General features: G+C 58.6%; 20 protein-coding genes. 8 read left to right on the forward strand and 12 right to left on the reverse strand.

The features are described 5' to 3' along the window. Positions 1–104: 104 nt before the first annotated feature. The gene (locus tag TM49_RS09435; RefSeq protein WP_045680806.1) at positions 105–833 is read right to left on the reverse strand and encodes a cysteine hydrolase family protein; all 729 of its coding nucleotides are present in this window, start codon (positions 831–833) and stop codon (positions 105–107) included. A 201-nt stretch (positions 834–1,034) separates the two neighbouring features. Here TM49_RS09435 and TM49_RS09440 point away from each other — a divergent pair, with 201 nt between their 5' ends. Beyond that, positions 1,035–1,928, forward strand: coding sequence for an aldo/keto reductase (locus TM49_RS09440; RefSeq protein WP_045685049.1), 894 nt, complete (start codon positions 1,035–1,037; stop codon positions 1,926–1,928). Positions 1,929–2,027: 99 nt separating this feature from the next. On the opposite strand, the gene TM49_RS09445 is transcribed toward TM49_RS09440, so the two are convergent. Both TM49_RS09445 and TM49_RS09450 read right to left on the reverse strand, forming a co-directional pair. After that, positions 2,028–2,753 (reverse strand): glycine betaine ABC transporter substrate-binding protein, encoded by a 726-nt coding sequence (locus TM49_RS09445; RefSeq protein ID WP_045680808.1) that lies wholly within the window; start codon positions 2,751–2,753, stop codon positions 2,028–2,030. A gap of 1 nt (position 2,754) precedes the next feature. Beyond that, on the reverse strand, positions 2,755–3,906 hold the full coding sequence (locus TM49_RS09450) for a major royal jelly family protein (RefSeq protein ID WP_244464830.1): 1,152 nt from the start codon (positions 3,904–3,906) through the stop codon (positions 2,755–2,757). 467 nt (positions 3,907–4,373) lie between these two features. Between TM49_RS09450 and TM49_RS09455 the strand changes: the two genes are divergently transcribed. After that, entirely contained in the window at positions 4,374–4,865 is a 492-nt protein-coding gene (locus TM49_RS09455) for a helix-turn-helix domain-containing protein (RefSeq protein WP_052699786.1), read from the forward strand. A gap of 295 nt (positions 4,866–5,160) precedes the next feature. On the opposite strand, the gene TM49_RS09460 is transcribed toward TM49_RS09455, so the two are convergent. Then, complete coding sequence (locus TM49_RS09460; RefSeq protein WP_045680813.1) at positions 5,161–5,406, reverse strand: hypothetical protein; 246 nt, start codon at positions 5,404–5,406, stop codon at positions 5,161–5,163. 360 nt (positions 5,407–5,766) lie between these two features. Between TM49_RS09460 and TM49_RS22615 the strand changes: the two genes are divergently transcribed. After that, positions 5,767–7,503 (forward strand): PAS domain-containing sensor histidine kinase, encoded by a 1,737-nt coding sequence (locus TM49_RS22615; RefSeq protein ID WP_144409525.1) that lies wholly within the window; start codon positions 5,767–5,769, stop codon positions 7,501–7,503. On the opposite strand, the gene TM49_RS09475 is transcribed toward TM49_RS22615, so the two are convergent. Both TM49_RS09475 and TM49_RS09480 read right to left on the reverse strand, forming a co-directional pair. After that, a complete protein-coding gene (locus TM49_RS09475; protein WP_052699788.1) occupies positions 7,489–7,857 on the reverse strand; it encodes a response regulator transcription factor in 369 nt (122 codons plus the stop codon). The two genes, TM49_RS22615 and TM49_RS09475, sit on opposite strands and share 15 nt — an antisense overlap. A 40-nt stretch (positions 7,858–7,897) precedes the next feature. After that, entirely contained in the window at positions 7,898–8,524 is a 627-nt protein-coding gene (locus tag TM49_RS09480; protein ID WP_045680818.1) for a response regulator transcription factor, read from the reverse strand. Between the two features lie 269 nt (positions 8,525–8,793). Here TM49_RS09480 and TM49_RS23410 point away from each other — a divergent pair, with 269 nt between their 5' ends. The 3 genes from TM49_RS23410 to TM49_RS23415 all read left to right on the forward strand — a co-directional run bounded on the left by TM49_RS23410 (position 8,794) and on the right by TM49_RS23415 (position 11,991). Continuing rightward, entirely contained in the window at positions 8,794–9,222 is a 429-nt protein-coding gene (locus tag TM49_RS23410; RefSeq protein WP_144409526.1) for a hypothetical protein, read from the forward strand. Positions 9,223–9,682: 460 nt separating this feature from the next. Continuing rightward, positions 9,683–10,009 (forward strand): plasmid mobilization protein, encoded by a 327-nt coding sequence (locus TM49_RS09485; RefSeq protein WP_045680820.1) that lies wholly within the window; start codon positions 9,683–9,685, stop codon positions 10,007–10,009. Positions 10,010–10,056: 47 nt separating this feature from the next. Continuing rightward, positions 10,057–11,991 carry a hypothetical protein gene (locus tag TM49_RS23415; RefSeq protein WP_144409527.1) on the forward strand — a complete coding sequence of 645 codons (1,935 nt, stop codon included), beginning with the start codon at positions 10,057–10,059 and terminating at the stop codon, positions 11,989–11,991. 78 nt (positions 11,992–12,069) lie between these two features. Here the strand turns inward: TM49_RS23415 and TM49_RS09495 are convergent, their stop codons facing one another. The 5 genes from TM49_RS09495 to TM49_RS09515 all read right to left on the reverse strand — a co-directional run bounded on the left by TM49_RS09495 (position 12,070) and on the right by TM49_RS09515 (position 19,253). Continuing rightward, positions 12,070–14,367 (reverse strand): AAA family ATPase, encoded by a 2,298-nt coding sequence (locus TM49_RS09495; protein WP_082074688.1) that lies wholly within the window; start codon positions 14,365–14,367, stop codon positions 12,070–12,072. Positions 14,368–14,687: 320 nt separating this feature from the next. Further along, entirely contained in the window at positions 14,688–15,740 is a 1,053-nt protein-coding gene (locus tag TM49_RS23420) for a GIY-YIG nuclease family protein (protein ID WP_144409528.1), read from the reverse strand. Between the two features lie 234 nt (positions 15,741–15,974). Continuing rightward, complete coding sequence (locus TM49_RS09505) at positions 15,975–16,511, reverse strand: hypothetical protein (RefSeq protein WP_144409529.1); 537 nt, start codon at positions 16,509–16,511, stop codon at positions 15,975–15,977. 352 nt (positions 16,512–16,863) lie between these two features. Next, positions 16,864–17,457, reverse strand: coding sequence for a hypothetical protein (locus TM49_RS09510; RefSeq protein WP_045680826.1), 594 nt, complete (start codon positions 17,455–17,457; stop codon positions 16,864–16,866). Positions 17,458–17,522: 65 nt separating this feature from the next. Further along, positions 17,523–19,253 carry a hypothetical protein gene (locus tag TM49_RS09515; protein ID WP_144409530.1) on the reverse strand — a complete coding sequence of 577 codons (1,731 nt, stop codon included), beginning with the start codon at positions 19,251–19,253 and terminating at the stop codon, positions 17,523–17,525. A 102-nt stretch (positions 19,254–19,355) separates the two neighbouring features. Here TM49_RS09515 and TM49_RS09520 point away from each other — a divergent pair, with 102 nt between their 5' ends. Both TM49_RS09520 and TM49_RS09525 read left to right on the forward strand, forming a co-directional pair. After that, positions 19,356–19,568, forward strand: coding sequence for a helix-turn-helix transcriptional regulator (locus TM49_RS09520; protein WP_045685057.1), 213 nt, complete (start codon positions 19,356–19,358; stop codon positions 19,566–19,568). A gap of 165 nt (positions 19,569–19,733) precedes the next feature. Continuing rightward, positions 19,734–21,431: an autotransporter family protein gene (locus tag TM49_RS09525; RefSeq protein WP_045680827.1), complete on the forward strand. Its 1,698-nt coding sequence runs from the start codon at positions 19,734–19,736 to the stop codon at positions 21,429–21,431. 506 nt (positions 21,432–21,937) lie between these two features. Here the strand turns inward: TM49_RS09525 and TM49_RS09530 are convergent. Beyond that, the gene (locus tag TM49_RS09530; protein ID WP_082074689.1) at positions 21,938–22,966 is read right to left on the reverse strand and encodes an AraC family transcriptional regulator; all 1,029 of its coding nucleotides are present in this window, start codon (positions 22,964–22,966) and stop codon (positions 21,938–21,940) included. Positions 22,967–23,071 lie beyond the last annotated feature (105 nt).

A 23,071-nucleotide genomic window follows, 5' to 3' on the forward strand; every position in this document is an offset into this window, starting at 1 on the left:
CATCCCGCCGCGCCATATAAAAGGGAGCCTCCCTCCTGAACGAGCGGAAAGGCTCCCTTTTATGCACGAGGAAGCTTTTGCTTCTTTGCGGCTTGTCCTTGTCCTCAGCGCCTAACGGCGGCGGCTGAAGCGAGGCGGTCAACGGCGTCATCCGTAGTCCAGATCGCGTTGGCGAACCATCGGAAATTGATCAGCGCGGCCAAGTAAGCGTCACCCTCTGGCAGTTTGCTGCCCGCGGTGGCGTCCCGCACCACTGCCACTTCGAAGCCCTTCTCGACGAGGTCACGCAGATGGGATTCGACGCAGAAATTGGCCGCCATGCCCGCCAGGATAACCTGATCGACCTTCTTCTTGCGAAGCTGGAATACGACATCATTGGTCTGCGGACCGGCGATTTTGTGGGGCGAGCAGACGATGGTCCTCTGGTCCTCGATCAGCGACTTGTATTCTGGCATCCAGTCGGCGCCCGATCCATCGAAGCCCTCCAGCGAAAGCGGATCCTTGCGGTCGAACATCCTGAGTTTGTGCATCAGGGATTCACCAGTGGCTGCAAAGTCCCAGCGGTGGTCGAAGGGATAGTAGTAGTGGGGCGAGATGACAACTGGAATGCCTGCGCTCTTTGCCGCTTCCATCAACCTGCCGATGTTCTGCACAGTGTTGTGCTCGCGAATGCTCTCGCCGAATGGTCCCCAGGCGGCTCCATTAGGGGAGAGGAAATCGATCTGAGGATCAGTGATCAAAAGTGCGGCGCGCGAAAGATCGAGGTCGACATCGATCTTCGGCAATGCCGGCTCGGCGGGATCGGCATATACAGCGATATTGTTGAAGGTCATCGGAGTGCTCCTTGATTGTAACACTTCAAACCTAGCTCTCTACCTCAATGCTGCCTTGTAATATCCGGCGTTTGCAATCAGCTACATGCCAAAATGAATGGGCCGATCGAACAATCTGCGTGGTCAGTCTTCTGCGATTTTGACACCCCGGGCACGCCCTCGGGAGCGTCCGCGCCCAATATCATTCGAAGAGACAAACTCATGAGACCGCAGTCCCTACCCCCCTCCCGGACATTCCACATTGGCGGTGAGCGAGAGGTTGTCCGTCTCGGCTTTGGCGCGATGCGCCTCACCGGGCGAGGTGTCTGGGGCGAGCCGGCTGATCGTTCAGCAGCGCTTGCTCTGCTGGAGAACCTGCCTAATTTGGGTATTAATTTCATCGACACCGCCGATGCCTATGGGCCGGATGTCTCCGAGCTTCTCATTCGTGAGGCGCTTCACCTCTACCGATCCGACAACGAACTTCGACCGCTAACGGTTGCTACCAAGGCGGGTCTCGTGCGAACTGGTCCTGGTCAGTGGCACCCGGTTGGTCGGCCCGAGTATCTTATCCAGTCGGCCTATCGCAGCGCAGCCAAGCTCGGTGTCGAGCAGATCGATTTATGGCAGTTGCACCGCATTGACACCATGGTGCCAAGCGATGAACAGTTCGATACGATCCGGCAGTTGATCAGCGCTGGCATCGTGCGTCACGCCGGGCTGTGTCAGGTTTCAATCCTCGACATCGAGACTGCTCGGGAATTTTTCCCCGTCGCGACGGTACAGAACCGCTACAGCCTTGCCGATCGTAGCAGCGAAGATGTTCTTTGCTACTGCGAGGAGAATGGTATTGGTTTCATTCCCTGGTTTCCGCTGGCAGGTGAACTCGCCGCCCTTGGATCGCCGCTTTCGGCGATCGCTGAGGCTCATGCTGCGACACCGGCTCAAATTGCGCTAGCCTGGCTTCTGATGCGCAGCCCCGTGATGCTCCCTGTACCCGGGACGTCAAGCATAGCCCATGCGCGGGAGAATGCAGCCGCTGCGGCGATCATCCTCACGCAGGAGGAGTTCCTTGCGCTGGACGTCCTAAACCGGGGCGGCGCAAGTCAGGATTGAGTCCAACCGCGACGTCCCAATTTGCGTTGGCGCACAAGGGAAAAGGCGCAGGTGTTTTACCTGCGCCTTCTATAGGTTGACCAGTTTCAGCCCTGCTGACTAACTAGCTAGGTGGAGTTCGTCGTCAAGCGCGCTGACGCGGGCGTTGCCGAGGTAAAGTCCGGAGAGCCTTTCCAACGCGGTAGGCGCTATTCGACCCAGCGCGTCATTACGGATCACGAGCGTCGCCTTGTCGCGTCCGCCGAGCAGGCCACGCGGCTCTTCCAGCGCGCGGATATCGTAGCGATGATGCAGATATTGTGGATGCCACAGAGGAATGATCAGCCACTCACGACGGGCATAGGCGTCCTCGAAACGATCGAAGCAATCTGCTTCTGTTCCTGTTTCGAAGTGATAGCCTGCCTGCCCGAGACCGTAGGCCTCGACAATCGCTTTTGAAAAGCGGCTGATGCCGGCGCCTGGGTTTATCCCCTGAATCAGTCTGTCCATCCGCGAAAGCGCGAGCGGTCTCAAGAGATCAGCAACGCCGGCAATCTCCCGCGGCACGTAGTCGGGCACGCCCCAAATGCAATAAGGCTCATATAGCACCGTGATTTTCGTCACATCGGCTTCGATCGGTGAGAGATAGACGTCGTGGCTGGCGGGAAGCCAGGCAGAAACCAGAATATCGATTTCCGCGCGGCCAAGCCTCTTGAACATCTCTTCGTGCGGACCCGTGTCGCTTTCGATGACGTGACCATTTTCCTTTAGGATGCGTTCAACTTCGTGGGCACTGGCGTCGTGAAAGGAAAGATCGATGTGCCCGACTTTCAGTGGTATCGGCATTTCACTCTTCCGTCTTATTCAAGATAACCGGGCCGCCGTCTATGGCGATGCGGAAGAGCTTGTAGGGTTTGACTCGAAGGTCTTCGCCATTGTTGAAGCCGGCCTGGCGGTTCAGCTGATTTGCAGTAAAGTAGAGATAGCCGTCGGCGGCGACGGAGAGCGTGTCCGGCCACTGGATTTCATCCGATTGGCTGATCGTCGACCATGACCCGTCTTCCAACACGCGGATGGAATGATTTTCGTAGTCGCCACCGTAAACCCTCCCATCATCATCAGATTCCAGCCCATCGGAAGCGCCCTTGAGACCTAGGTCTCGAACCTTACCAGACAGCGTCTCTTCGGCGACATTTTCGTCATTAAGTGCTGCGGTGGGAACCGAAAAAAGGTGCCGGCTGGTGAGTGGGCTGAAATAGAGTGTCTTGCCATCGGGAGATATAGCAATGCCATCGCTGGCGATATGGACAGGCGCCGACGGGCCATCGGGTGGCGTGTTTTCAAGCGGTATACCGTCGATCTTCGCCACGAAGCCAGGTTCCGGTGCGGTCGATGCGTCTCCATTCAATCTGCGCGTCGCTTTGCCCGTCGCCAAGTCGATCACGATTATGGCACCAGGCCCGCTGAGTGAGCTGTCAGTTACATAGGCTACGCCTTCCGCGCCCTTCGTCATGTCAAAACGCATATCGTTGACATAGGTCGTGGGCAGGATCACCTCGTCTGGGAAAACCACAGTCTTGACGATGCGGTTTGTTTCCAAGTCGACTGCCACCAGCTTTGGGGCGCCCTTCACGGGTGCGCTAAATGCCGGTGCGCCGGTATCAAGGATCCATAGGCGGCCTTCGGGGCCTACGACAACGCTTTGTACGCTGAGCAGGCTCGATGCAGGGTGATCCTCGTCGGGTCGGTTGAACGCAGCATCGGGATAGGCAACCGCCTTTCCATCGATGAGCTCGGCGACGGTGAAGGGGACATCATCTCCCCAACGCGGATAGTTCACGAAAATGCGGCTGTCGCTGGTCACAGTAACGCCGGTCGGCATTGCATCGAAAAAGGTTGCGACGAGTTCGAGCTGGCGGTTTTCCTGTTGTGCGTCTGCCGGTGTCCAGGCGGTAAGGAACGTAGTGGCGATAAGAAATGCGGAGGATGTCAGCTTCAATGTGTTTCTCCCGATTCGGATGATAGGGGCACGCCGTCGCATTTGTGCGAAGCGAGAATGAGCGCCGGAAAAGCCCTGTTGAGGTGTCGGTACGCTTTTCCTGGCGTAATCAGGAGATAGTCGGGATGTCGCTGCGCGGATTGTATCATTCGCCGAGACCGTGTCCCGCAGCGTGGAGTAGTTGACGGGTGGTCACCAGTGTTTTTCCGGTAAGGTCGGGTTGTTGAAGCTCAACCTGATGGAAAGACCACCGATGACCAATGCTGGCCGCTGGCATAACAAGGAAGACCATTTCAGATACCTGACCGCAAGCATGTCGCGAGGCAGCTATAGGAGCGGTCATTCGAATAGTTCGGCTGGGGTTTCTAAACCTTTGTTTCGGGTAAGACCTTCCCCTGCTCAATCGTCAGAGGTCGCGGCGATCTGCATCATCGGAGGCATCGAAAGATTGACCAAGGACACCTCCCATGAATGCCAATTCGACCACTTCTCTCGCTCCTTCTACCATGGATCGCGGTTTTCTGCAGGACCTTCCGAACGCAGCCTCCCAGGGTGAGGCTCGGCCCTCCTTTTTCCCCGATGCAGATGGCGCTGCGGTCTATCGCGGCGGTCTCACCACTTGGCAAAAGCGCAAGATCATCGCCTATGTCGAGGAGAACCTGAGCCACGCAATTCGCATCGAAGTAATGGCCGCGCTTGCGCGCCTCAGCAAAAGTCATTTCTCAAGGGCTTTTCGTGAAAGCTTCGGGGACTCCCCTTACAATTATGTAATTTCCCGACGTGTTGCCCGGGCCAAGGAGCTAATGGTGGCATCCGAGGCGCCTCTGAGCGAGATCGCACTCGACTGCGGAATGTTCGACCAGGCGCATTTCTGCAAAGTCTTTAAACGCGCGGTGGGGACCAGTCCCAATCGCTGGCGCCGACCGAATATGCCGGGACCCCAGATGACACTACACTAGAGCAATTGGGCTTGAACGCTGAGCAGGTAGCCGGAAGGCCGGGCCGGCCAAAGGTCCCGGTGGCATACGGCTGCACTCGGCGGGCTGATCCATAATCGCTCTGAAACGGTCCGGTATCTCTGATGCCGGACTTCAAACGTTTGTTCCTTAAGACTGGTGCCTCGGTACCTGAAATTTCCGTCACCCAAAACGTCACTCGATCCGCAAGCCGAGTTCAACCGGCGGCGGATCGAGACAGGTCACAAATGCTCGGGCATCAGCGCAGTCATGCCACGCCGATGCCGAGGGAGCAGCATTAGTTGCTGTTCTTTTGGGAGCGCTCGATGAGCTTGAGCTTGTGGTCCGGGCCGACAACGTAGGTTTCCACGTAATGCTGACCATTGCTGTAGAAGTCGTTGGTCATGGCGGAGCCAACTGGCGACTTGGCGAGCTGACCGTACTGCGAGCCGCCATAGGTGATGCTACCGGGGATAGGCTGGAGCGCGAAGGCCGGAGCGGAGATCGTGCCGAGTAGGGCGATTGTTGCGATGATCGTCTTCATTTTAGGGTCCTTTATGTTGGAAGCACCGGAGAACCATTCCCCGGTTGCAAGGAGATCATCGTCGAAACGGCCATTTATCTATTGTAGCTTGCGAGCGGTTTTGGCTGATCCACGCATGCCATTCATCCAACTGAGAAGTCATGCGCAAACCTGTGAGCGAGCAGTATCGTCAAAGATACCTTGACGAGCGCTCACCCGAGAGACTTACTAGGATGCAAGGGGAAGCCCTGGGCACCAATATCTGTTTTGATCACGGACGCTGAATTGGTAACTATTTGTCGCTGGATACTGGCGGCTTGCGCCGCCTTGCTGGCCGGCTGCGAGCTTTTCGTTTGGCACGCGCTCGGTTCGGAGACGAGAGTGACCGGCGGCGCTGTGACACTGCTGGGCGCGTGTCTCGGTCTGACCGCAATCGGAACCGTTCTCGCTGAGCGACTGTTTGCAGCGCGCGATCGTATCTCGGAGACCCCAGAAGAAATCGGACTGCTCGATCGAGTCCCGCAATTTGTCTGGCGCGCAAATGCTACGGGCCAGGTGGATTTCTTCAACAGTGAGTTCCGTGAGCTCACTGGCGAAGATCCGGGGCAGGCCGTCACCCGTAACGACTGGCGACGCCATATACATCCAGACGATCTCGCAGACTTCGAGGGGCGCTGGTCAGAGGCTGTTGCCCGAAAAAGCGACGTGCGGACCCTGTTTAGGATTTTACACACCGGCGGCGAATACAGATGGATGAGGGGGTATGGCCGACCTTCGTACGATCCGCAAACAGGAGCGGTCTTGGGCTGGTATGGCGGTCTCCACGACGTCCACGAGGAGATTCTCGCCAAGCAGAAGGCAGAAGCACTGATCGCTCACCTTGATGATGCTGTGCGCACACGGACACGCGAACTGCTGCAGAGCGAGGAGCGTTTCCGTACGCTTTTCGATGACATGAATATTGCCTACGCCGAGCAGTATATTGGTGAGGCCAAGCGAATGATCGACGGGCTGAGGGCCGCAGGGATCACGAATTTCAGGGCTTATATTGTGGCCAATCCACATTTCGTCGACAAATGCCTCGCCAGCATTCGTGTCAACCGCGTCAACGGTGCTCTCTTGAACATGATGGGCTATCGCGATCATGAAGAACTCGTGGCAAAACCCCCAACCGAGAATGCCGTCGATTCGAGAAGGGTGATGACCCAGCAGCTTGAGGCAATGTTCGACGAGCGCCATCATTTCATGACGACTGCAACGCTCTTGGGAAAGGATAACCGTCGGGTTACCGTCGCGGTCGGCGTCAACGCTTCTGCCGACTGGGCGGTCTCGCTCTCCACTCATATCGATATCACCGAGCGGCTTCAGGCCGACGAGATGGTGATGGAAGCCCGTGGAGAGCTTGCCCGCGTCAACCGTGCCCTGACGATCGGTGCCCTTTCCAGTTCGCTGGCGCATGAGTTGAATCAGCCGCTTCTTGCGCTGGGCATGTCGGCTCAGGCCGCCAAACGGTGGCTTGCACGAACGCCACCAGATATCGCGCAGGCCGAGGCGACCCTGGAGAAGGTCACCTACAATGCGGAGCGAATGGATGCCATAATCCGGAACACGCGCCTGAAACTTGTCCGTGGGGCAAGTCCGCTGGTGTCGATAGAGCTGACGGACGTCTTGGCGGAAACGGCCATGCTTCTCGAACACGACGTAGAGACAAAGCGGGTGCGGCTGATTGTGGCGCCCTCTCCCCGGACCTTCTACGTCAAGGCGGTTCGCATTGAACTGCAGCAGGTCCTGACCAATATTGTCCTCAATGCGGCAGAAGCGATGCAGCATGTCCGAGACAATCGGATTATTCGGATCAGCATCGAGCCGCAAGGAAGTACCGTTGCGATCGTGATTGCAGACAATGGCCCTGGCATCGCCAAAGAACATCTTTCCCATATCTTTGAGCCCTTCTTCACCACGAAGGCGGGCGGAATGGGAATGGGACTGCAGATATGCAGAAACATTGTCGACGGTTTCAATGGGGCACTGAAGGCGGAAAACGGGCCGCAGGGCGGAGCCATCTTCCGGATTGAACTGCCCCTCGCAGCAACCGATGAAATGCTAACCACCGATTGAGCGCCCCGTGGCGGTTTCGAGCGCCGGGATCAATGCTTCGGGGCGAAATGGCTTTCCGAGGAACAGCGTCGCCCCTTTCTGCATTGCCCTGTTAGTTATCTGTTCTTCGTTGTGAGAGCTGATGACGACGACCGGCATGGTCTCTCCGGCGCCACGGAGCCGCGCTAGGAGTTCCAGGCCGTCCATTCCGGGCAACTGAATGTCCAGGATGAGGCAATCGTACTCCGCACCGGCGCTTGCCAGATAGTCTTCGGCAGAGGAGAAGGACCAGGTGTTGCAACCGTGGGATCTGAGGAGATCCTCATAGGCAAGTCTGACCCAGTCATCGTCTTCGACGATCGCTATATTCAGCACATGTGACAATTTCGGAACCTGCCTATGGACCGTTGCGAGCTTATTGTGCGAGGTCCCGACGGTCCAGCTTTTCCATCTTTCGCACCAGATCAGCCAAGGACCGCGCCTCCATCTTGCGCATAGCGTTGCCTCTGTGAAGTTTCACCGTGACCTCGCTGATTCCAAGGTCGGCAGCGATCTGCTTGTTCATCCGGCCTGTGATCACAAGGTCGCAGACCTCTCTTTCGCGTGTCGTGAGTGTCCCATAACGTTCGTGCAGGCGGGCATTGCGCTGACGAAGATCTTGTTCGGCCGCGTCCTTTCGGAGTGCACTTGCGACAGAATCGAGCAAAGCCTGTTCTCTGAACGGCTTCGTCAGGAAATCGACTGCGCCGGCCTTCATAGCCTTAACGGTCATCGGGATGTCGCCATATCCGGTCATAATGATCACCGGGCGGGGAATATTTCGGGCCTGCAACTGCTGCTGAAAGTCGAGTCCGCTAGCACCGGCAAGCCTTACGTCTAGTATAATGCAGCCCGGCCGGCTGAGATCCTCGCACTGGAGAAGCTCGCTGGGCGAGGCAAAGGTTGTTGCCGTGAAACCAGCCGACTTCAGAAGATTGCTCAGTGAATCTCGCACCTCCGGATCGTCGTCTATGATGCGCACTATCGCCTGACCCGTCTGCATATCTTCATCGCATTCCTGGTTACGTCATCTGCCTTCACCGGTGATGACAGCGCGTGTTTCCGATATCTGCCTGATTTCCGATCCAAATCGTTCCGGCGGACGATTTGGACCAACCTTCCTAAACGGAGGTAACACCAGACTTTCTGTTCCGGCAATCCCGCTTGCGCAGTCGGCTCCCAGCTCCTGTGTTGCTGGAAGACAACGGTAGATTTTAGCGCTGCGGAGGAGGTTGCATAGCTGTTCCTAGGGATAGGTCGTGGTAAGAGGTCATGAAGATGACTGTATCGCGGATTCCCGTCTGGTGGGGTGTTGCTGCCACAGATTGGGCGCTGCTAAACCGCCCAATCATCGGCGGTAAGGTTCCGGTCGCTCTCAGCTGTCCGAAACTGTTCATGGCTGGCAGTATCGCGATGGAACTGGGCGGGCTCGCGAGTGCTGCTTCTCTTCCCATTGCGGTGGACGAGCGGGGCACTTGGCATTGCCGTTTTCGGTGGCGTCATGACAGCGCCGGTTCTGCGCGGATCTTACGTGTCACACCAAATCTAATTCACCGGCGGTCATCAATGGCGGCCTGGGGAGTGATCGCATTGATGCCCGATGCATTTGGACCGGCCACCGTATCTGCTTTTGGCGCTGCCGTAAAAGAACGTCCGAGATTGGCGTCAGTGTTATGGCTTTTGCGTTCAAACCGTCTTTAACGCTCGCTGGCACAGTCCTCGTGACGGCCGGGCAGAAGCCGGGCTGATGTCATTGGTCGCGCTTAGGCAACCTGAGCACAGGCGCGCAAGTGTGCTTTGAATGCCGGTTCTGCCACCCCATTGAGGATTGATTTAACGTCGCGCACGGAGGCAATAAAAAACGACTTCAACAATGCGCCAGGGGCGCGGGTCTTTGATCACACATTGGCGGCATCGTTCTTTGGAAGCAGTTATTGATCCATCTCTGATGATACATAGGTGCAACGCCGTCCTTCATCGCTGAACGCCCTTTGATCGTCAAATTGGTGGGTTCCGGAAGCAGAACTATGCAAGTCTTTATGCTACTTCTGCTTTTCTTTCCGTTTTGTTTTTTCACAAAAATCGAGCACTTTTGATTCATCAAGGCTCCTCGCACGCCGGGGGTAAAATTCCCTTTGAACCGGAAAGTGGATGCAAAGAAATGGCTGGACGCCCAAGAAAAGCCGAAGCGGAAAAGAGCAAACAGAGGGAAGTGTGGACGACAGATTGTCGTTGGGCGGAGATCCGTCACGAGGCAAAGGCTGCGGGAATGACGATTTCAGCCTATCTCTGCCAGAGGCGTACTGACCGCCCGATCAGCGCCAGGCAGGGATTGCTGATCATCGAGACCTTGCAAGCTATCCGGGATCGGCAGGACCATCTGGTCGATGTGATTGACAGGAACGGCGGGAATGCTCAAGTGCTTCAGGCGCTTCTCCGACTTGAGCGTGCCTATGATCGTGTCGTTGACGGCTTGGTGTTCCGATGATTCTGGGATGGTCGCCGCATAGCGGAGCGGATCTGCGGAGTAATCTGATGGCAGCGATCCGGTATCTGATCGCGCAGCGCGTAACCAAGGACATGAACGGGCAGCGCCTTGCTGTTCTCCGCGACCCTGCGCCGGAAGTCCTGATCAGTGACCCGCGGCTCGTGCTGGCTGCGATGCAGCTTCTGGAGTCCAAGCATCGCTATTCGGTCGCGACCCTGTCCTTTGATCGCAGCGATATTGATGTCGCCGCATTCAATGCCGGCCATGCCGCCTCGCGAATGAAGGTTGGCCAGACATTGGACCTCTTCTTCCATGTGGCCTATGCCGGGCTGCCGCAGAGAGCCTGCCTTCATCCGCTTGTCGGCACGCACACGCATACCGGTCGACTGGAGGTGAACATCATGCTGCCACGCACGGTTTTGAAAGCAGATGGTAGCCCGCGCGCCTATAACGCCAATCCACCCGGGCGGGGCAGCCGCAGCCTTTGGGATTCCTTTCGTGATACGGTCAATGGCCGTTTCGGGTGGGCAGACCCTCTTTCACCGCTGCGAAAGCGCGATTTTGCAATGCCCGACAGGCAGCTAAAGCAAAGACGCGAGGCCGAGCGGAATGGCAATGATCCTGGCGCCGATCTGCGTGACAGGATCATCGAGATTGCCGCAGCCCACCTTGATTACACCCGCATATTTTCGCGGGAAATGCTTCTTGATGCTATTGCGCCGGAGCTGTCTGAGCTCGGCATTCGCGTCAAACGCAAGAACCTTCGTACGACAACGTTCACAGGCCCCGGTCTGGAACGTGATATCCGGCTGTCCGGCTATGCCTTTTCAGATTTCTTTCGCGAGGAAGACCCGCGACATAGCCTGTCGATGGGCGAGCGTCTGATCGAAAGAGCGGACGAGCTCCGGCGGGCGCCATCACTTTTGGCCGAGGGAATGGAAAGGCGTGCGGCGCTCAATCGGTCCCGGTTGCGGTACCACTATCCGGATACGGTGCTGGAACGGCCCGGTGATATTCTGAGCGGACCGGGACTTTCACTGCCGGCCTGCCATCAGGACCACCTGGCGCTTTCCGGCACCTTGTTCAGGCAGAGGTTCAAAAGAGCTGCAAACCGTATCTGGACAGAACGGGACGGCGAGACAGCACCATGGTCGGAAAAGGTTCGGATATCGAGCGACCTCGATATTCATCGATCACCGTTGTCCGCAGACGCCAGATCAGCGGGAACGAATAAGATCACGCGTCGGATTGGAGAACTGTTCAGGCGTCTGCTCGGCCGCCTGATTGAACGGCAGGCGTCTCACCTTTTGGCGAAGTCGCTTTTGCGCCTTGATCAGGCACGGTGGAGATCCCTTGAAAAACGATTGGAGTCAATGAATGGAAAAGAGGAAGGAAGCGCAGGTGAACTGGGAGGAGCTCGGTCGGGACATCAAGCGCCTGACAGCGCTGATCGACCCGTTGGAAATGCTTTTGATGCAGGAGAAAAATCCGGATATCTCGGCCCGGATCGAGCGGTTCATAGACCAGATCCAGCGCGTGGCGGACCAGATGGATCGCGCGGTGACGGCGCTGGAGGCCGATCAGGAAACGCGGCGGAAAGTGAAGCATATCGAGACGCAGATCCTGGCGCAGACACAAGATATATCGGCAATGAGAAACGATCTTTCAAAGGTCTTGGCGGCGCTGGGCCAGCCGCTGGGAACGTAATAGCACCGCCGACAAGGGCAGAGCTGATCCGGAGAGTGGCGGAGGCAGCGGCACAGCGCGGTCAAACCATGCCGCGTGTCAGTTTCGTTGTCTATCAGGGCCAGGAGATGCTTCGTGGACAGACCCCCGACGGACATTTCCTTTATGACGGAAGCCGTGCATTGGACTTCAATCGCGACGGCCTTGTGCGTGAGTTGAGGGTTGGGGCAGTAGAGACGGCATCACCCTTCGAGGATGGTGACCCCGATGCAGCGCCTGACTTGCCGGAATTGTGATCCCGGTGCTCGTTGTCGATGCTGAACGCGCCGGTGCCAAATGGCGCGTCATGTGTCCGTCCTCTGACCTGATGCTCTTTATGGAGAATCCTGAGTTTTTGCCGGTCCTGTTTCGGCAGTTTTCCTTGTTGCGTTCCGTTTGGCCTGAGGCTCTCTCATGTTCTCTTCCAGGATGCCGGTATCCGGTGTGATGCTCTCGAGCATTTTCTCGAGGCGAGCACCGACCAGTTCGCGGTCCTCCATCAGTGCTTTTGCCATCGCTTCCAGCTCGAAATGATGGCGCTGGAGGATTCCGGTTGCCAGCGTCTCCGCGTTCAGGAGACGCTGCTGGACACGCTGTCTCTGGGCGGGGTCATGAAGTGCAAGTCCGTCGGCATCACCGCGCCAGACCGGACCATAGGCGCCAAGCCCCAGCTGATGGTCGATCTGCAGGGCCATGTTCGTGGCTCGGGCAAGATCCGACTGTCGGCTGCCACCCGCACCTGCCGAAATCTCGCCGAGGACGAGACGCTCCGCCGCCCGCCCGGCCATCAGGCACGCGATCTCAGCGTGGACATCACGCAGTAGGGATTGATTGCGACGGTTCTGCGTCACGGTTTCGCCGCCCAGCGGTTCCAGCATGATGCGCGTGACCGGACCGAGCGCGAGCGCGGTGGCGACGATGGCATGGCCGCACTCATGCAATGCGATGCGCCAATCGAGCGCCTGGTCGGCCTCGGAGTGGGAATAGCCGATAAGCGTGCGGAGGTCTTGGAACTCAAGCGCCCTGTTCTGGCTGCGTGCGATCGACTTTGCCTGCCTGACGGCGGCATCCACATCGGCAGCGGTCATGCCGATTGCGGCTCGCGCCAGGTCATCGATATCTGACAGTGAGAATTCCGCCGGAAGCCGGGATCTGAGAATGCCCGCAATCTCCACCTTTCCAGGCAGCGGTACCTGAACCTTGCGGTCGAAACGTCCGGGACGCAGGATGGCGGGATCAAGGCCCGCGATGTCATTGCAGGCGCCGATCAGGAGAACACCCTCCTCGCGCATCAGCAGATCGATCTGCTCAAGAACGGCGTTGATGACCTGTCGCCTGTATGAACTGTTATGATTATCCGTGTCGTAGCGGCTGCCGGCGGCGTCGACCTCATCGATGAACAGGATCGAGGGTTTCTTTGCAATCGCCCCCGCGAACGCCCGGCGCATGGCCGCCAGCATGTCCCCGAGATGCCCGGCGCTCTGCCACTCGGCAAAGGAACCCTGAACGAAAGAAATCCCGGCGCTTGCCCCCATGGCGCGGGCCAGCCAGCTTTTTCCGGTTCCCGGAGGACCGTGGAGAATCATTGACCGCGTCAGTTCCGACCATTCGCACGTGCCCTCCTTCCATGCGGCGAGGTCGGCGACCATGTGCCGCGCCGCCTGCAGGGCCGGACTGTTGCCGTCCATATCCTCCAGCCGAGGACCGTCTGGTTTTTGCCTCTTCGATGATTTCTCCGCTGCCGATGACAGCCGGTCCACGACCCCGCGCGCCGTTGGCGCACGCAGTGCAGCGGACAGGACCGAGCCAGGCAGTTCCGTGAGCGCCTTTTTATCCGGAAGCCGCTCAAGTAAGGCGGCGTGGTCTTTTCCATCGCTAAGCCCGTGACTGTAGCGCAGATGTTCGCCACAGATCGCCCGGCTCAGTGGCGCAATCGGCACTGGCGCAGGCAGGGCGCGTTTCAGATCTGGCGGGAACTCGCACCCTCTGGGAACCAGGACGAACAGACGATCAGGAAGCGATAAAGCCGTGCGGATGTCGGATCCGAAAATAGTGAGTACACGTTCAGCAACCCGGCCATTGGTGATCTCGGGAGCCAGCAGGCAAAGTGCGTTCGGCTCGCCTTTGAGCATCCTCGCCTCGGAGGCTACAATCCATCCGGGTGGCATGACGATCAGTGTCAGGAGATCCTGCGCGAGGGCCACTTCCTGCGGCTCGATATTCCCTAACACGAAGACCGAACTGGCCGCGCCAAAGCAGGCGATGAACGCATCCTCGCTGCCAAAAGTGGCTGCAAGTTTCAGTGCCAGCGAGAGCGTCGGGTGCGGAATCGGCTGCATTGGTGATGGGCTGTCCTCCTCAGACATGGAAATATCAAGCGCATCGCCGTCGAAATCAGGGTGACCGGTGAAGTCGCCTTCATCGCTTTCCTCGTCCACATAGGATGGGGCGCGCTTGTTGAGAAAATCCAGCAAACCTGGCTGCGCATGCTCTTGTGTTCTATGCGGGCCAACGCTGTTCCACTTGTTGACCGAGCGGCCAGGGTGGCGATCCAGCTGCGGGTTTAGGCGAAGTCGGCGGATGAGCTCTTCGCCATATGCGGCCCATGCGGGGCGTGGTGCGTGATCCGTCATGGCGGATCCTCCTTGTGATGGTTGCTCGTTGACCGAAGCAAGATGAAAGCTGAGGACGGCGATGCGCTCTCCGGCAGTCCATTCGGAGCGGGACTGCGGTTACCTCGGCGCTTGCCGGTTCTCATTCCGGATGTTCAGCATCGGGTCCCGCAAAGGCCTCGTTCCGAAACGCCGGGCGGCATCCGGAACGACGGCTGACGGCGACCCAACACAATGCTGTTCTGGAATAGCATTCCAGAAAATGCCCCGTATCCGGTTATCGGAACCGGAATACGGACGTTTTGAAACAATTCCTGGAAAACTGTTCCAGAATGGCATGTCTATCCGGAAGATCTCGGCTTTCCTGACCGTGGCGAAGTTTGCTGGTTTGCGGTTGCCGCTTTGAGATGCGTGAGCACATGCGGGAGTATGTCTGCCCGATAGATTTCCGTTTTGACGTTGATCCAGTCTGCGAGTTCGTTACAGGGGATGACCCAATCCGGAAAACGCTGCCGTAGTTTGCCGTGCAGGGCCTTTTCCGTTTTCTGGGCGATATGGCCGGTCGGCATGGGAAACCGATACAGGACCCGGGCCTCAACGGAACCCGGAATGCCCAACTGATAACGCAAGCGGCTTTCCGGATCGCGCGAATAGCCAAGCTTGATGAAGCTGCCCTTGTGTGGAACTTCAAACGCGAGAACATAGATCTCGCTCGGTGCTGCGGACCAGCATGTGCCGCATTGCTCGCATCCGACGCGACCAGTGATGATGTTGGCGATCGCGATCCTCTGGGTGTGACCGCAGCCATCATGTCTATATGAGCGGTAGTTCGGGTTTGCTTCCGGATCGGGGCCGAGCAGTGTCCATCCCCGAGCGGCAGCATCCGAACTCAGTCTGGCCGTATAGCAGGTCGGGCAGTGGAAGCCCGCTCTGCCGGCGGCCTTTCCCTCGCGCGCAAGTCGCTCGACCCGGCCGAATTGCAAGCGCGCGGCATGGCCGCATGGAAGTCGGTAATGTCCATATTTGTGGTGCATCTCGTCGCGCTCGAGCAGTTCGAAACCGCATTTGGCGGCATCCTGCAACCGGCGGGTCTCAAGGCAACCGCCGCAAATGGGCTGGGCTGTGCGCAGCACATAAGCTTTCTGGACCGTATCGGCGCCACATGCCTGGCATCGAAGGACAACGTGGCTACGATCACGGACGCGGCCGACAATTGAAAAACCTTTGGCTTCGGCGACTTCCTGCCATTGCGGCGGAACCGGACCGGGATAATTGCGCCGCCACTCGCTGTCCGGCACATGCCGTGATCGATGCGGGATGTGCAGGCGTCGCCGGGATTGGCTGGACGCTGAATTGCGTTTGCCAGATGACTGGCGACCTTGTCTTTTTGACATGATTGTTCCTCCTGAACGCAGGATGAAAGGGGGTGCACACCGGGCCGACCTGGTGCGATGCTGATCTCTTGATGGAATAGTCGCGGTCACCACTTCCAACCGGCAATGATGGTGGCCGGAAGGGCGCGGCAGGACAGGGCTGACACGCATGGCGAAAGCCGGAATGCGTGCCGCAAAGGAAGCGGTGTCAGGATCTGGGAAAACCGAAAGGCCTTTGCCAACTCCGAAGCGCGGCTATCCGGAAAACGTTGGTTCCGTATTCAGGGAAGGCTCGTTTCCGGCATCATGGGCTTCCCGGAACAGCTCCAGTTTCTGCAACGCCTCGATCAGGCACGTGCCTTGCTGCACGAGCCGGAATGCCCGGTGTCCCTCGGATGTCTTTGTGGGGAACTGCAGCAGATCGGGCAGGCAGGCCGCCTTGACGCGCGCAATTGCCGCTTCATTCGCGGTTTGCGCACTGATGAGCCCGGACAGGATCCCCGTGAAATGCAGCAACACGCCATCACCCTCGCAGCACTTCGGCAGAAGCTGCAGGGCGGCAACCGTATCGGTCAGCCGGTCCAGTGCGTTTTCCGCATCATGCAGCCAGGCAGCACAGGCAGGATCAAAGACTCGGGCGACGCCGTCGATCTCGTGCTCGGTTTCAATGAAAACCTCGAGACGCAACAGCATGGCCGCAAAAAGCAGTGAAATCGGAGAGCTGGTGAGTGTTGATGGAGAGTATAAGTCTTCATCCGCCGCATGCGGCGTGATAGGAGCGTGAATAGCCATGATAACCTCTTGTACAGGTTTGAGTGGTCAGAGCGCTGGTCGAGGTTGCAGCCTTGCCAGCGCTCGTTTTTTATGCCATTACGAGACTCTGATGTCAACATCAAAAGGTGAAAAAGTGATGGCTCCACCCAGAAAAGACAATATCCCCCTCACGCTTCGTGTTTCTCAGGAACTGCTGAAAGCGATTGACGATCGACGTCGCGAGGAAGAGGACATACCGACCAGGCCGGAAATGGTCCGCCGGATATTACAGGACTATTTTGACAGGGGCCGGTAACGTCCGCGACCACATTTATCGGCTCTGATATGTCGTTCGGGTTGTTCCAGCGGGTTGATGCTCACGCATCCTGCGTCAGAAACCCGAACAACGACAGGGCGGTATTCTCGTCGAGCGACGTCGCGAGCCGGACGATCCGGTTTCCGTGTCGCATGTTGATCCGGTAGTTGATCGACGCCCCATGCGCGCGCCAAGCCCGATGATCCGGGAGGTCGTGTCGGCGGCCGTGACCATCGACAGTGCGGCGGTCATGCCGGCAGGCCCGCTGCCCGCCACGACGAAGCCCGGCACAATGCCGCCCGATGCGAATGTCTGCCCCTTCATGTGCGGATTGTCGATGAAGATCTCGCCGATCTCCTGGAGTTTGCCCTCCCGCTGCAATCCGGATGGCAGCAGCCGGAATGCGAATCTCGCACTTTTCAGTCTGTTGATCCCCCACAGGACCGCCACATTGATGAGCACACCCAACGGATAGCCAGCACTCTCCGGCAGGAAGCCAAGCGGGCCGTTCACCAGATAGAAGGCGGAGGGCATTGCCAGGAACATCAGCGGGACGAACATCAAGATCATTCTCCCGATCGAAAGCCCGGCGCCCTTGCCGGTGATGAGAAGGCCATCGCCTTGCTCCTCGACCTGGAAACCGCGATCGAACGTTGCCGCGTTTGTCATGAGAGACTCCTTGCAGATGCCGGCAGCGGGCCGACCGAGTATGGAAACCGGAATGAAGTGAGAGCTCAAAGCTCGTGTCGGGCAAAGACCGGAGGCAGGCTGTCGGCATCGGCGCCATAGACATGCGGCGTGCCGTCCACCGAATGAACGATCACCACCGATCCGTCGGATGCCTGCACCGCGACGGATGTGAATTCGCTGCTGCAGACATGCGCCCGGCATCCGCCATGGACATACCAGCCGTCCTTCTCTTCGAAACCGCCTGCGCTGACTGCCGATGACCGCTGCAGCGCTTCGATATCGGCATTGCCGATGACAGCCTTGATTGCCGGGAGGAACCGGTCATCCTCAAAGATCTCGTAGGCCGTCAGACTTTCCATATCGCCGGGCAGGATGCGGTGGCCGGCAAGGTCGGCGGAAGCCGGAGCCGGGACCGTCACGTCCCGCGGCGCAAGCGTGAAGATCAGCGGCGTACGGTCCTCGGCGCCATCGACGGCGTAAAGCGTGATCTCATGGTTGATGGTGCCGCCCTGCCAGGGATCGGTCGGGCGGATATATTCCGGCGATCCTCCCATGTCATCGCCGAGGATGTAGCGCGCCGCGACTGCGTGTCCGGACGAGAAATGCTGCCCGCCCGTATCGCCCCGCAGCCATTCCGGATGATAGGCAATCTCGACATCCGAGCGCAGAAAGGCATCGACATTGTCGCCGAGCATCGCCTCGATCGCCGCGACATGATCTGCTCCGGGCAGGTCGACAACGCCTTCGGCGCGCGTCAGTTTCCATTCATCCTCGATCCTGTCGAAGATGAGAACGCCGCAGGCATCCGCGAGATGCGGTGTGCCGCAGTCAAGCCCCCTTCCTGTCGGATTGGTATCGATCTCGCCGAGAGGAAGACGCGTCCGCGCCATGAAATCCTGATTGGCGAAAGTCCCGGCGACCATATCGCCATCATTGCCGAAGCCGACCCGGAATTGCGCAGCCTCGCCCAGTTCTTCCTCTTCGATCCGGCCACCGATCATCCGGAACCGGCCATCGTCATAGGCACCGTTATCACTCACCGCGAAACCGTAGCCGGCGGACAATGCATCCCGGACAGCGCTCCAGTCCGATCCGATCGGCGGGAGGGATGCCGCGGCAATAATGTCTGCCTGTGTCCTCTGGACCAGCGCCTCGACCGCCTCGTCATCGAGCGCCTGCGTCTGCGGGGCATGGGCCATGCTGGCAATAATGCCGCCATCGCCGTCGACATAGTCGAACTGGTAGAGCGTGGCGAGCAGCCCGTTGGCATGTCCAGGATCGCGACGGAAGTCGCCCGCGCGCAGGATGGCCGAGTTCAGGGAAGATGACGCCTCCCGTTCCCTGATAGCGCGTCCTTCTTCCGGCGTTGCCGGCAGGATCGCGTAATCGCTGCCGTTGGAGAACCGCAGTCCGCCCCCGACCCGCAGATAGGTGCCCGGTGCAAACAGGCTTACCGGAAATCCGCCGCGTGCCGCGTCATAATCACCAAGCCTGACGGACGCCCGGATCACCACGTCCGTATCGGTTCCGATCCGCGAGTGCCGCGCCTCAAGCCGCGCCATCTGCTCGGCCAGAACCGCATCCCGGGCGAATTCATTCGCAGCCCTGTATTCCGACGTCCGCTTCGCCAGCGCCTCGAAATCCGGCCCGTCACCGGCCAGCGACTGCGTCAGCGCCCGCCAGAAGTCATCTTCGGGGAATTCGATGGTTTCTGCCTGCGCCGGCAAAGACAGAAACGCCAGCATGCCAGCGATAATGAGGGATGGAAGTCGCATGGAATGGGTCATGTCAGGATGCTCTGCTATATGGGATCAAATTACATAAAGATGAGTATACTCCGTGGCTATATACTCATCAACCCATCGATGATCCGGATCATGGAAATCCGGGAAATCTTCGCGCAAAATCTCAAAGCAGCCCGTAAGGCCAAAGGTATCTCCCAAGAGGAGCTTGCGCATCGGGCGGGCATCGACAGGACCTATGTCGGCGCCCTTGAACGATGCCGTTACGCCGTGAGCATTGATGTCGCGGATCGGCTTGCGGTGGTACTGGAAACTGAGGTGTGGAGACTTTTGCAGCCGAAGGACTGATCTCGGGGTTCGATCGGACAGTGGGCGTCTTAAGCGGTTCTGAACGTCGATGCACTGGCGGATGTCAGATATTGTTTCATAAATCCGGGAAGCCTCCAGTGTGGTGGCTTGACCGCACCGTAGTAAGATACATTTTTTGGATAGATCATCGATATTGCGGGCACAGTGTCGGGCAATGTCGTCTCATCCCGCGGCGGCAACGTCACCGCGCCAAACCCGGCGGACGGGACGGTTACCCTCGCCGCCGCGCCCGGCCTCAGTCTTTTCCTGAACCAGGGCACCGGCACCTTTGTCACCGGCGCGATCGCCGATGTCGACGGGATCGTCAACGCTGGGACGATGGATATCGGCGGCGAGTGGAACACGATCGAAACCACGGTCACCGGCGACCTCGTCGGTGTCGGCACAGCGGATGCGGGCAGCCCCTATGACGCGGCAGACCTCGGCCTTCCGGCCACGTTCTCGCCGTTCAGCTATTCTCACTGCAGCGAAAAGCTGGACTGGCGGACTTCGACCGCCAGTAGGGGTGGTCTCATCGCCGGCCTGGACGTCGACATGGAGCGCGTGCTCGCGGACAAGCTGTTGATCCAGGGCGACTTTGCAGGTCGCTGGGGTGTTGATGTCAACGGCAATGCGCTTTTGCCGAATACGCGCACGGAGTTCCTGAAGGTCGAAGGCGCCGACAGTTCGGATCTATCGATCCTGCCGTCGCTGGTCTTTGACTTTACCGATGTCACGACCTCGTCGGCCGGCTGGACCGGGTTCTCGGTCGCAAGTGCCCATTTCGCGGATAACGGCGTTTCGCTTGGCCGCAATGGAAGCCAGGTTTCCTCGGCGATGCAGCAAGCCTGGAATAGAATTGAGGACGGTTCGGCAACGGAGGTGAAGTTCGGCGCCGACGAGATCTCGCTCGGTCAGGTCTTTGGCGCCCTCCACCAGTCGACGCCGGAGACCTTCTTCGACATGCTTCTGGAAACGACCTCGCAAACGGTCGCCGTGCCGTTTTCGTCTTCGCCCTCCGCTGCGATCAGCGCTGCCAACAGCGTGCTGTCATGCCCGGCCTTCGAGACGTCAGGCGTGATGCTGGATGAGGGCTCCTGTGTCTGGAGCCGTGCCCTGGGCGGAGAATCGACGCAGGACAGTCAAGGCGACGCCGCCGGCTTTACCCAATCGACCGGCAGTCTACAGATCGGCGGCCAGAAGGAACTCGGCGACGGCTGGTTCCTGGGCTCCGGCTTGACCTATGAAAGCAGCTGGTTCCGCAATGACAGCGGCTCCCAAAAGCTGGATCATGATTCCTTCGTGGCCGCGGTTGCGTTGAAGAAGGAAGTCGGTCTCTGGCTGCTCGGCATCGGCATCGGCATCGGCATCGGCGGCGGTGGTGGTTACAATTGGGACTATTCCAAGCGTTATATCAACCTCGACACGCTTTCGGCGACAGCAACCGGAAGTCCGGATTCGGCAATGGTCTTCGGCCGTTTCCGGGCATCCTACGAAATCGCGCTCGGCGACGAATACTACATGCGCCCCAAGGTCGATCTCGATGTCATCAACATGCATCAGTATGGCTATACCGAAAGCGGCGCAGGCGCGCTCAATCTGATGGTCGATGGCAATTCCGACACGGCTTTCGGCGTGACGCCAGGGATCGAGTTCGGGGCCCGGATACCCTTCCTCGAAGACTGGCCGGCCAGATTTTACGGCAATCTCGGCGGACGAATGGGAGACGACGTCGCGGTTTGCCGGCCTGTCATCGATGGACAGCTTCTCGACCTTTACGCCGATCGCCGATACGGTGGGACATGTTACCCTCGGCCTCGACCTTGCCAAACGGCAGGGCATGGAGCTGAAACTGCAATGTGACGGCTCCTTCGCCGAGGACTATCGCTCCCACACCGGATCGCTCCGCCTCGGGTACAGATTCTGAGACTTTCTGCGCGCAGGGCGGGACGGCAGGGTTGTGCAGACAGGGCACCGGAACGGCATGCCAATCGGTGTGGCTCCGCTGATTGAGAGCGAACCCCTTCGCGCGGAGAGGGTTTCTGGCCAAGTTGGATGAGCCGGGAACGCGTGGAGAGCCGCTCCACTGGCAGCCGTTGACACTCTCCGCATTGTGCTACATCGGGTAGGATATGTTACCGAAAGCCATGCTTACGCTTGAGTGTTGGAATTTCCAGGGCTGCCAAGGCTCAGAGCGACAGGGTGTCGATGGTTCGAACCCTTCGAGACCCTCTGCTCACGCCCACTGATTTGTCGATCATGGTCAAGATCGTAAACGGCATTAAGTTTGGCGCCGCAGTTGAGCTTATGCCGCAGCCAAAAATTGGCGTAAGTCACAAGCTGGTCATCGTCAATGTGTCCTCAAACCTTCATTCGATGGCGGATCTTTTTCGGAAGGTGCTGGGGGGCAATCCCATGTGTTGGGAAAAGGCGCGCGTCAGATGCGTAGAATCGCTGTAGCCAAGGAGATGGGCGATCTCGGTCACCGGCATGTCAGCGTTGATTAGCAGCGCTTTGGCCCGCTCCATCCGCACTTCGGTAACAAGCTGCCGATAGGTGTTGGATTCAGCCCGTAACCTGCGTTGTAGGGTTCTTGGTCCAAGACCGAGACGATCTGCGGTGGTATCGATATGCGCCGTACCCACCAAAAGATCGATATGGATCGTTTCACGCACGAGCGACGAAAACGTTCTGGGAGGACCTTTCTTCACCATGTATTTCAGATGGTGGCGACTGATTTGAGACATTGCTCCCGTCTGGCTCCGCCGCGGCCGGTCAAGAAGGGCCGAGGAGAAGGCGAACGCCATGGCCGCATTGCCATGGTGGATCGGGACCCCGAGCCGTTTGGCCATTTCCTCGATGCGCTGATCATAGCCGACATCCAGTTCGATCCAATCCGGCCTCCAGTCATCTCCGGCGTAAACCTGAAACGTGTTCAGCAAGGCGGGGATCGTGTGTTGCAGATGCTGCAGGCGTTGGGTAGGACGCTTTCCAAAGATGCGATAGGAATAAAGCGCCCGCCCTCCGTTGGTCGCCAGCGCTAGTTCAGTGCCGGTCTGATGATATTCTATTGCCTTGGAAGCACGCGCCAGACATGCGCGCAGTGTGGGGGCCGTGCGTGAATAGTCCACCCAGGTGCCATAGTCGTCGATCATTTCCTGTCCCGCCTTCAGTCCGAACAGCGGATCGCCGGTCATGGCGGCGGCGGCCTCGTAAAGCGCGATCAGGCTATTGAGCGGCAACATCCGGTCGGCTTCCCGCGCCACATCGACCGGCAGGCCGACTTCGGAAAAAACATGATCGGCGGCATAACGGCCTTCGCGGCTGTCGATCAGCGCGGGAAGCGGGCCGATGCCCCGAACCGAGGTCATGGCGATTGAAGTTTCCAATCGAGGCATAACGGAACTCTGTCGTGAAATGGCAGGCTAATACTTTTTGATTCTAATAGACCTGAATGCGGGTGCGGCGGTCAAGGTTCCGCTTTTCGGGCGGGAAAGCCTGAA

The organism is Martelella endophytica (assembly GCF_000960975.1).
Lineage (GTDB): Bacteria > Pseudomonadota > Alphaproteobacteria > Rhizobiales > Rhizobiaceae > Martelella > Martelella endophytica.

What these genes read in the sequence shown, in the direction of transcription:
- TM49_RS09435 (WP_045680806.1), bottom strand. Translation starts at nt 833, where the DNA reads ATGACCTTCAACAATATCGCTGTATATGCCGATCCCGCCGAGCCGGCA.
- TM49_RS09440 (WP_045685049.1), top strand. Translation starts at nt 1,035, where the DNA reads ATGAGACCGCAGTCCCTACCCCCCTCCCGGACATTCCACATTGGCGGT.
- TM49_RS09445 (WP_045680808.1), bottom strand. Translation starts at nt 2,753, where the DNA reads ATGCCGATACCACTGAAAGTCGGGCACATCGATCTTTCCTTTCACGAC.
- TM49_RS09455 (WP_052699786.1), top strand. Translation starts at nt 4,374, where the DNA reads ATGAATGCCAATTCGACCACTTCTCTCGCTCCTTCTACCATGGATCGC.
- TM49_RS09460 (WP_045680813.1), bottom strand. Translation starts at nt 5,406, where the DNA reads ATGAAGACGATCATCGCAACAATCGCCCTACTCGGCACGATCTCCGCT.
- TM49_RS09480 (WP_045680818.1), bottom strand. Translation starts at nt 8,524, where the DNA reads ATGCAGACGGGTCAGGCGATAGTGCGCATCATAGACGACGATCCGGAG.
- TM49_RS23410 (WP_144409526.1), top strand. Translation starts at nt 8,794, where the DNA reads ATGAAGATGACTGTATCGCGGATTCCCGTCTGGTGGGGTGTTGCTGCC.
- TM49_RS09485 (WP_045680820.1), top strand. Translation starts at nt 9,683, where the DNA reads ATGGCTGGACGCCCAAGAAAAGCCGAAGCGGAAAAGAGCAAACAGAGG.
- TM49_RS23415 (WP_144409527.1), top strand. Translation starts at nt 10,057, where the DNA reads ATGGCAGCGATCCGGTATCTGATCGCGCAGCGCGTAACCAAGGACATG.
- TM49_RS09495 (WP_082074688.1), bottom strand. Translation starts at nt 14,367, where the DNA reads ATGACGGATCACGCACCACGCCCCGCATGGGCCGCATATGGCGAAGAG.
- TM49_RS23420 (WP_144409528.1), bottom strand. Translation starts at nt 15,740, where the DNA reads ATGTCAAAAAGACAAGGTCGCCAGTCATCTGGCAAACGCAATTCAGCG.
- TM49_RS09505 (WP_144409529.1), bottom strand. Translation starts at nt 16,511, where the DNA reads ATGGCTATTCACGCTCCTATCACGCCGCATGCGGCGGATGAAGACTTA.
- TM49_RS09510 (WP_045680826.1), bottom strand. Translation starts at nt 17,457, where the DNA reads ATGACAAACGCGGCAACGTTCGATCGCGGTTTCCAGGTCGAGGAGCAA.
- TM49_RS09515 (WP_144409530.1), bottom strand. Translation starts at nt 19,253, where the DNA reads ATGCGACTTCCATCCCTCATTATCGCTGGCATGCTGGCGTTTCTGTCT.
- TM49_RS09520 (WP_045685057.1), top strand. Translation starts at nt 19,356, where the DNA reads ATGGAAATCCGGGAAATCTTCGCGCAAAATCTCAAAGCAGCCCGTAAG.
- TM49_RS09530 (WP_082074689.1), bottom strand. Translation starts at nt 22,966, where the DNA reads ATGCCTCGATTGGAAACTTCAATCGCCATGACCTCGGTTCGGGGCATC.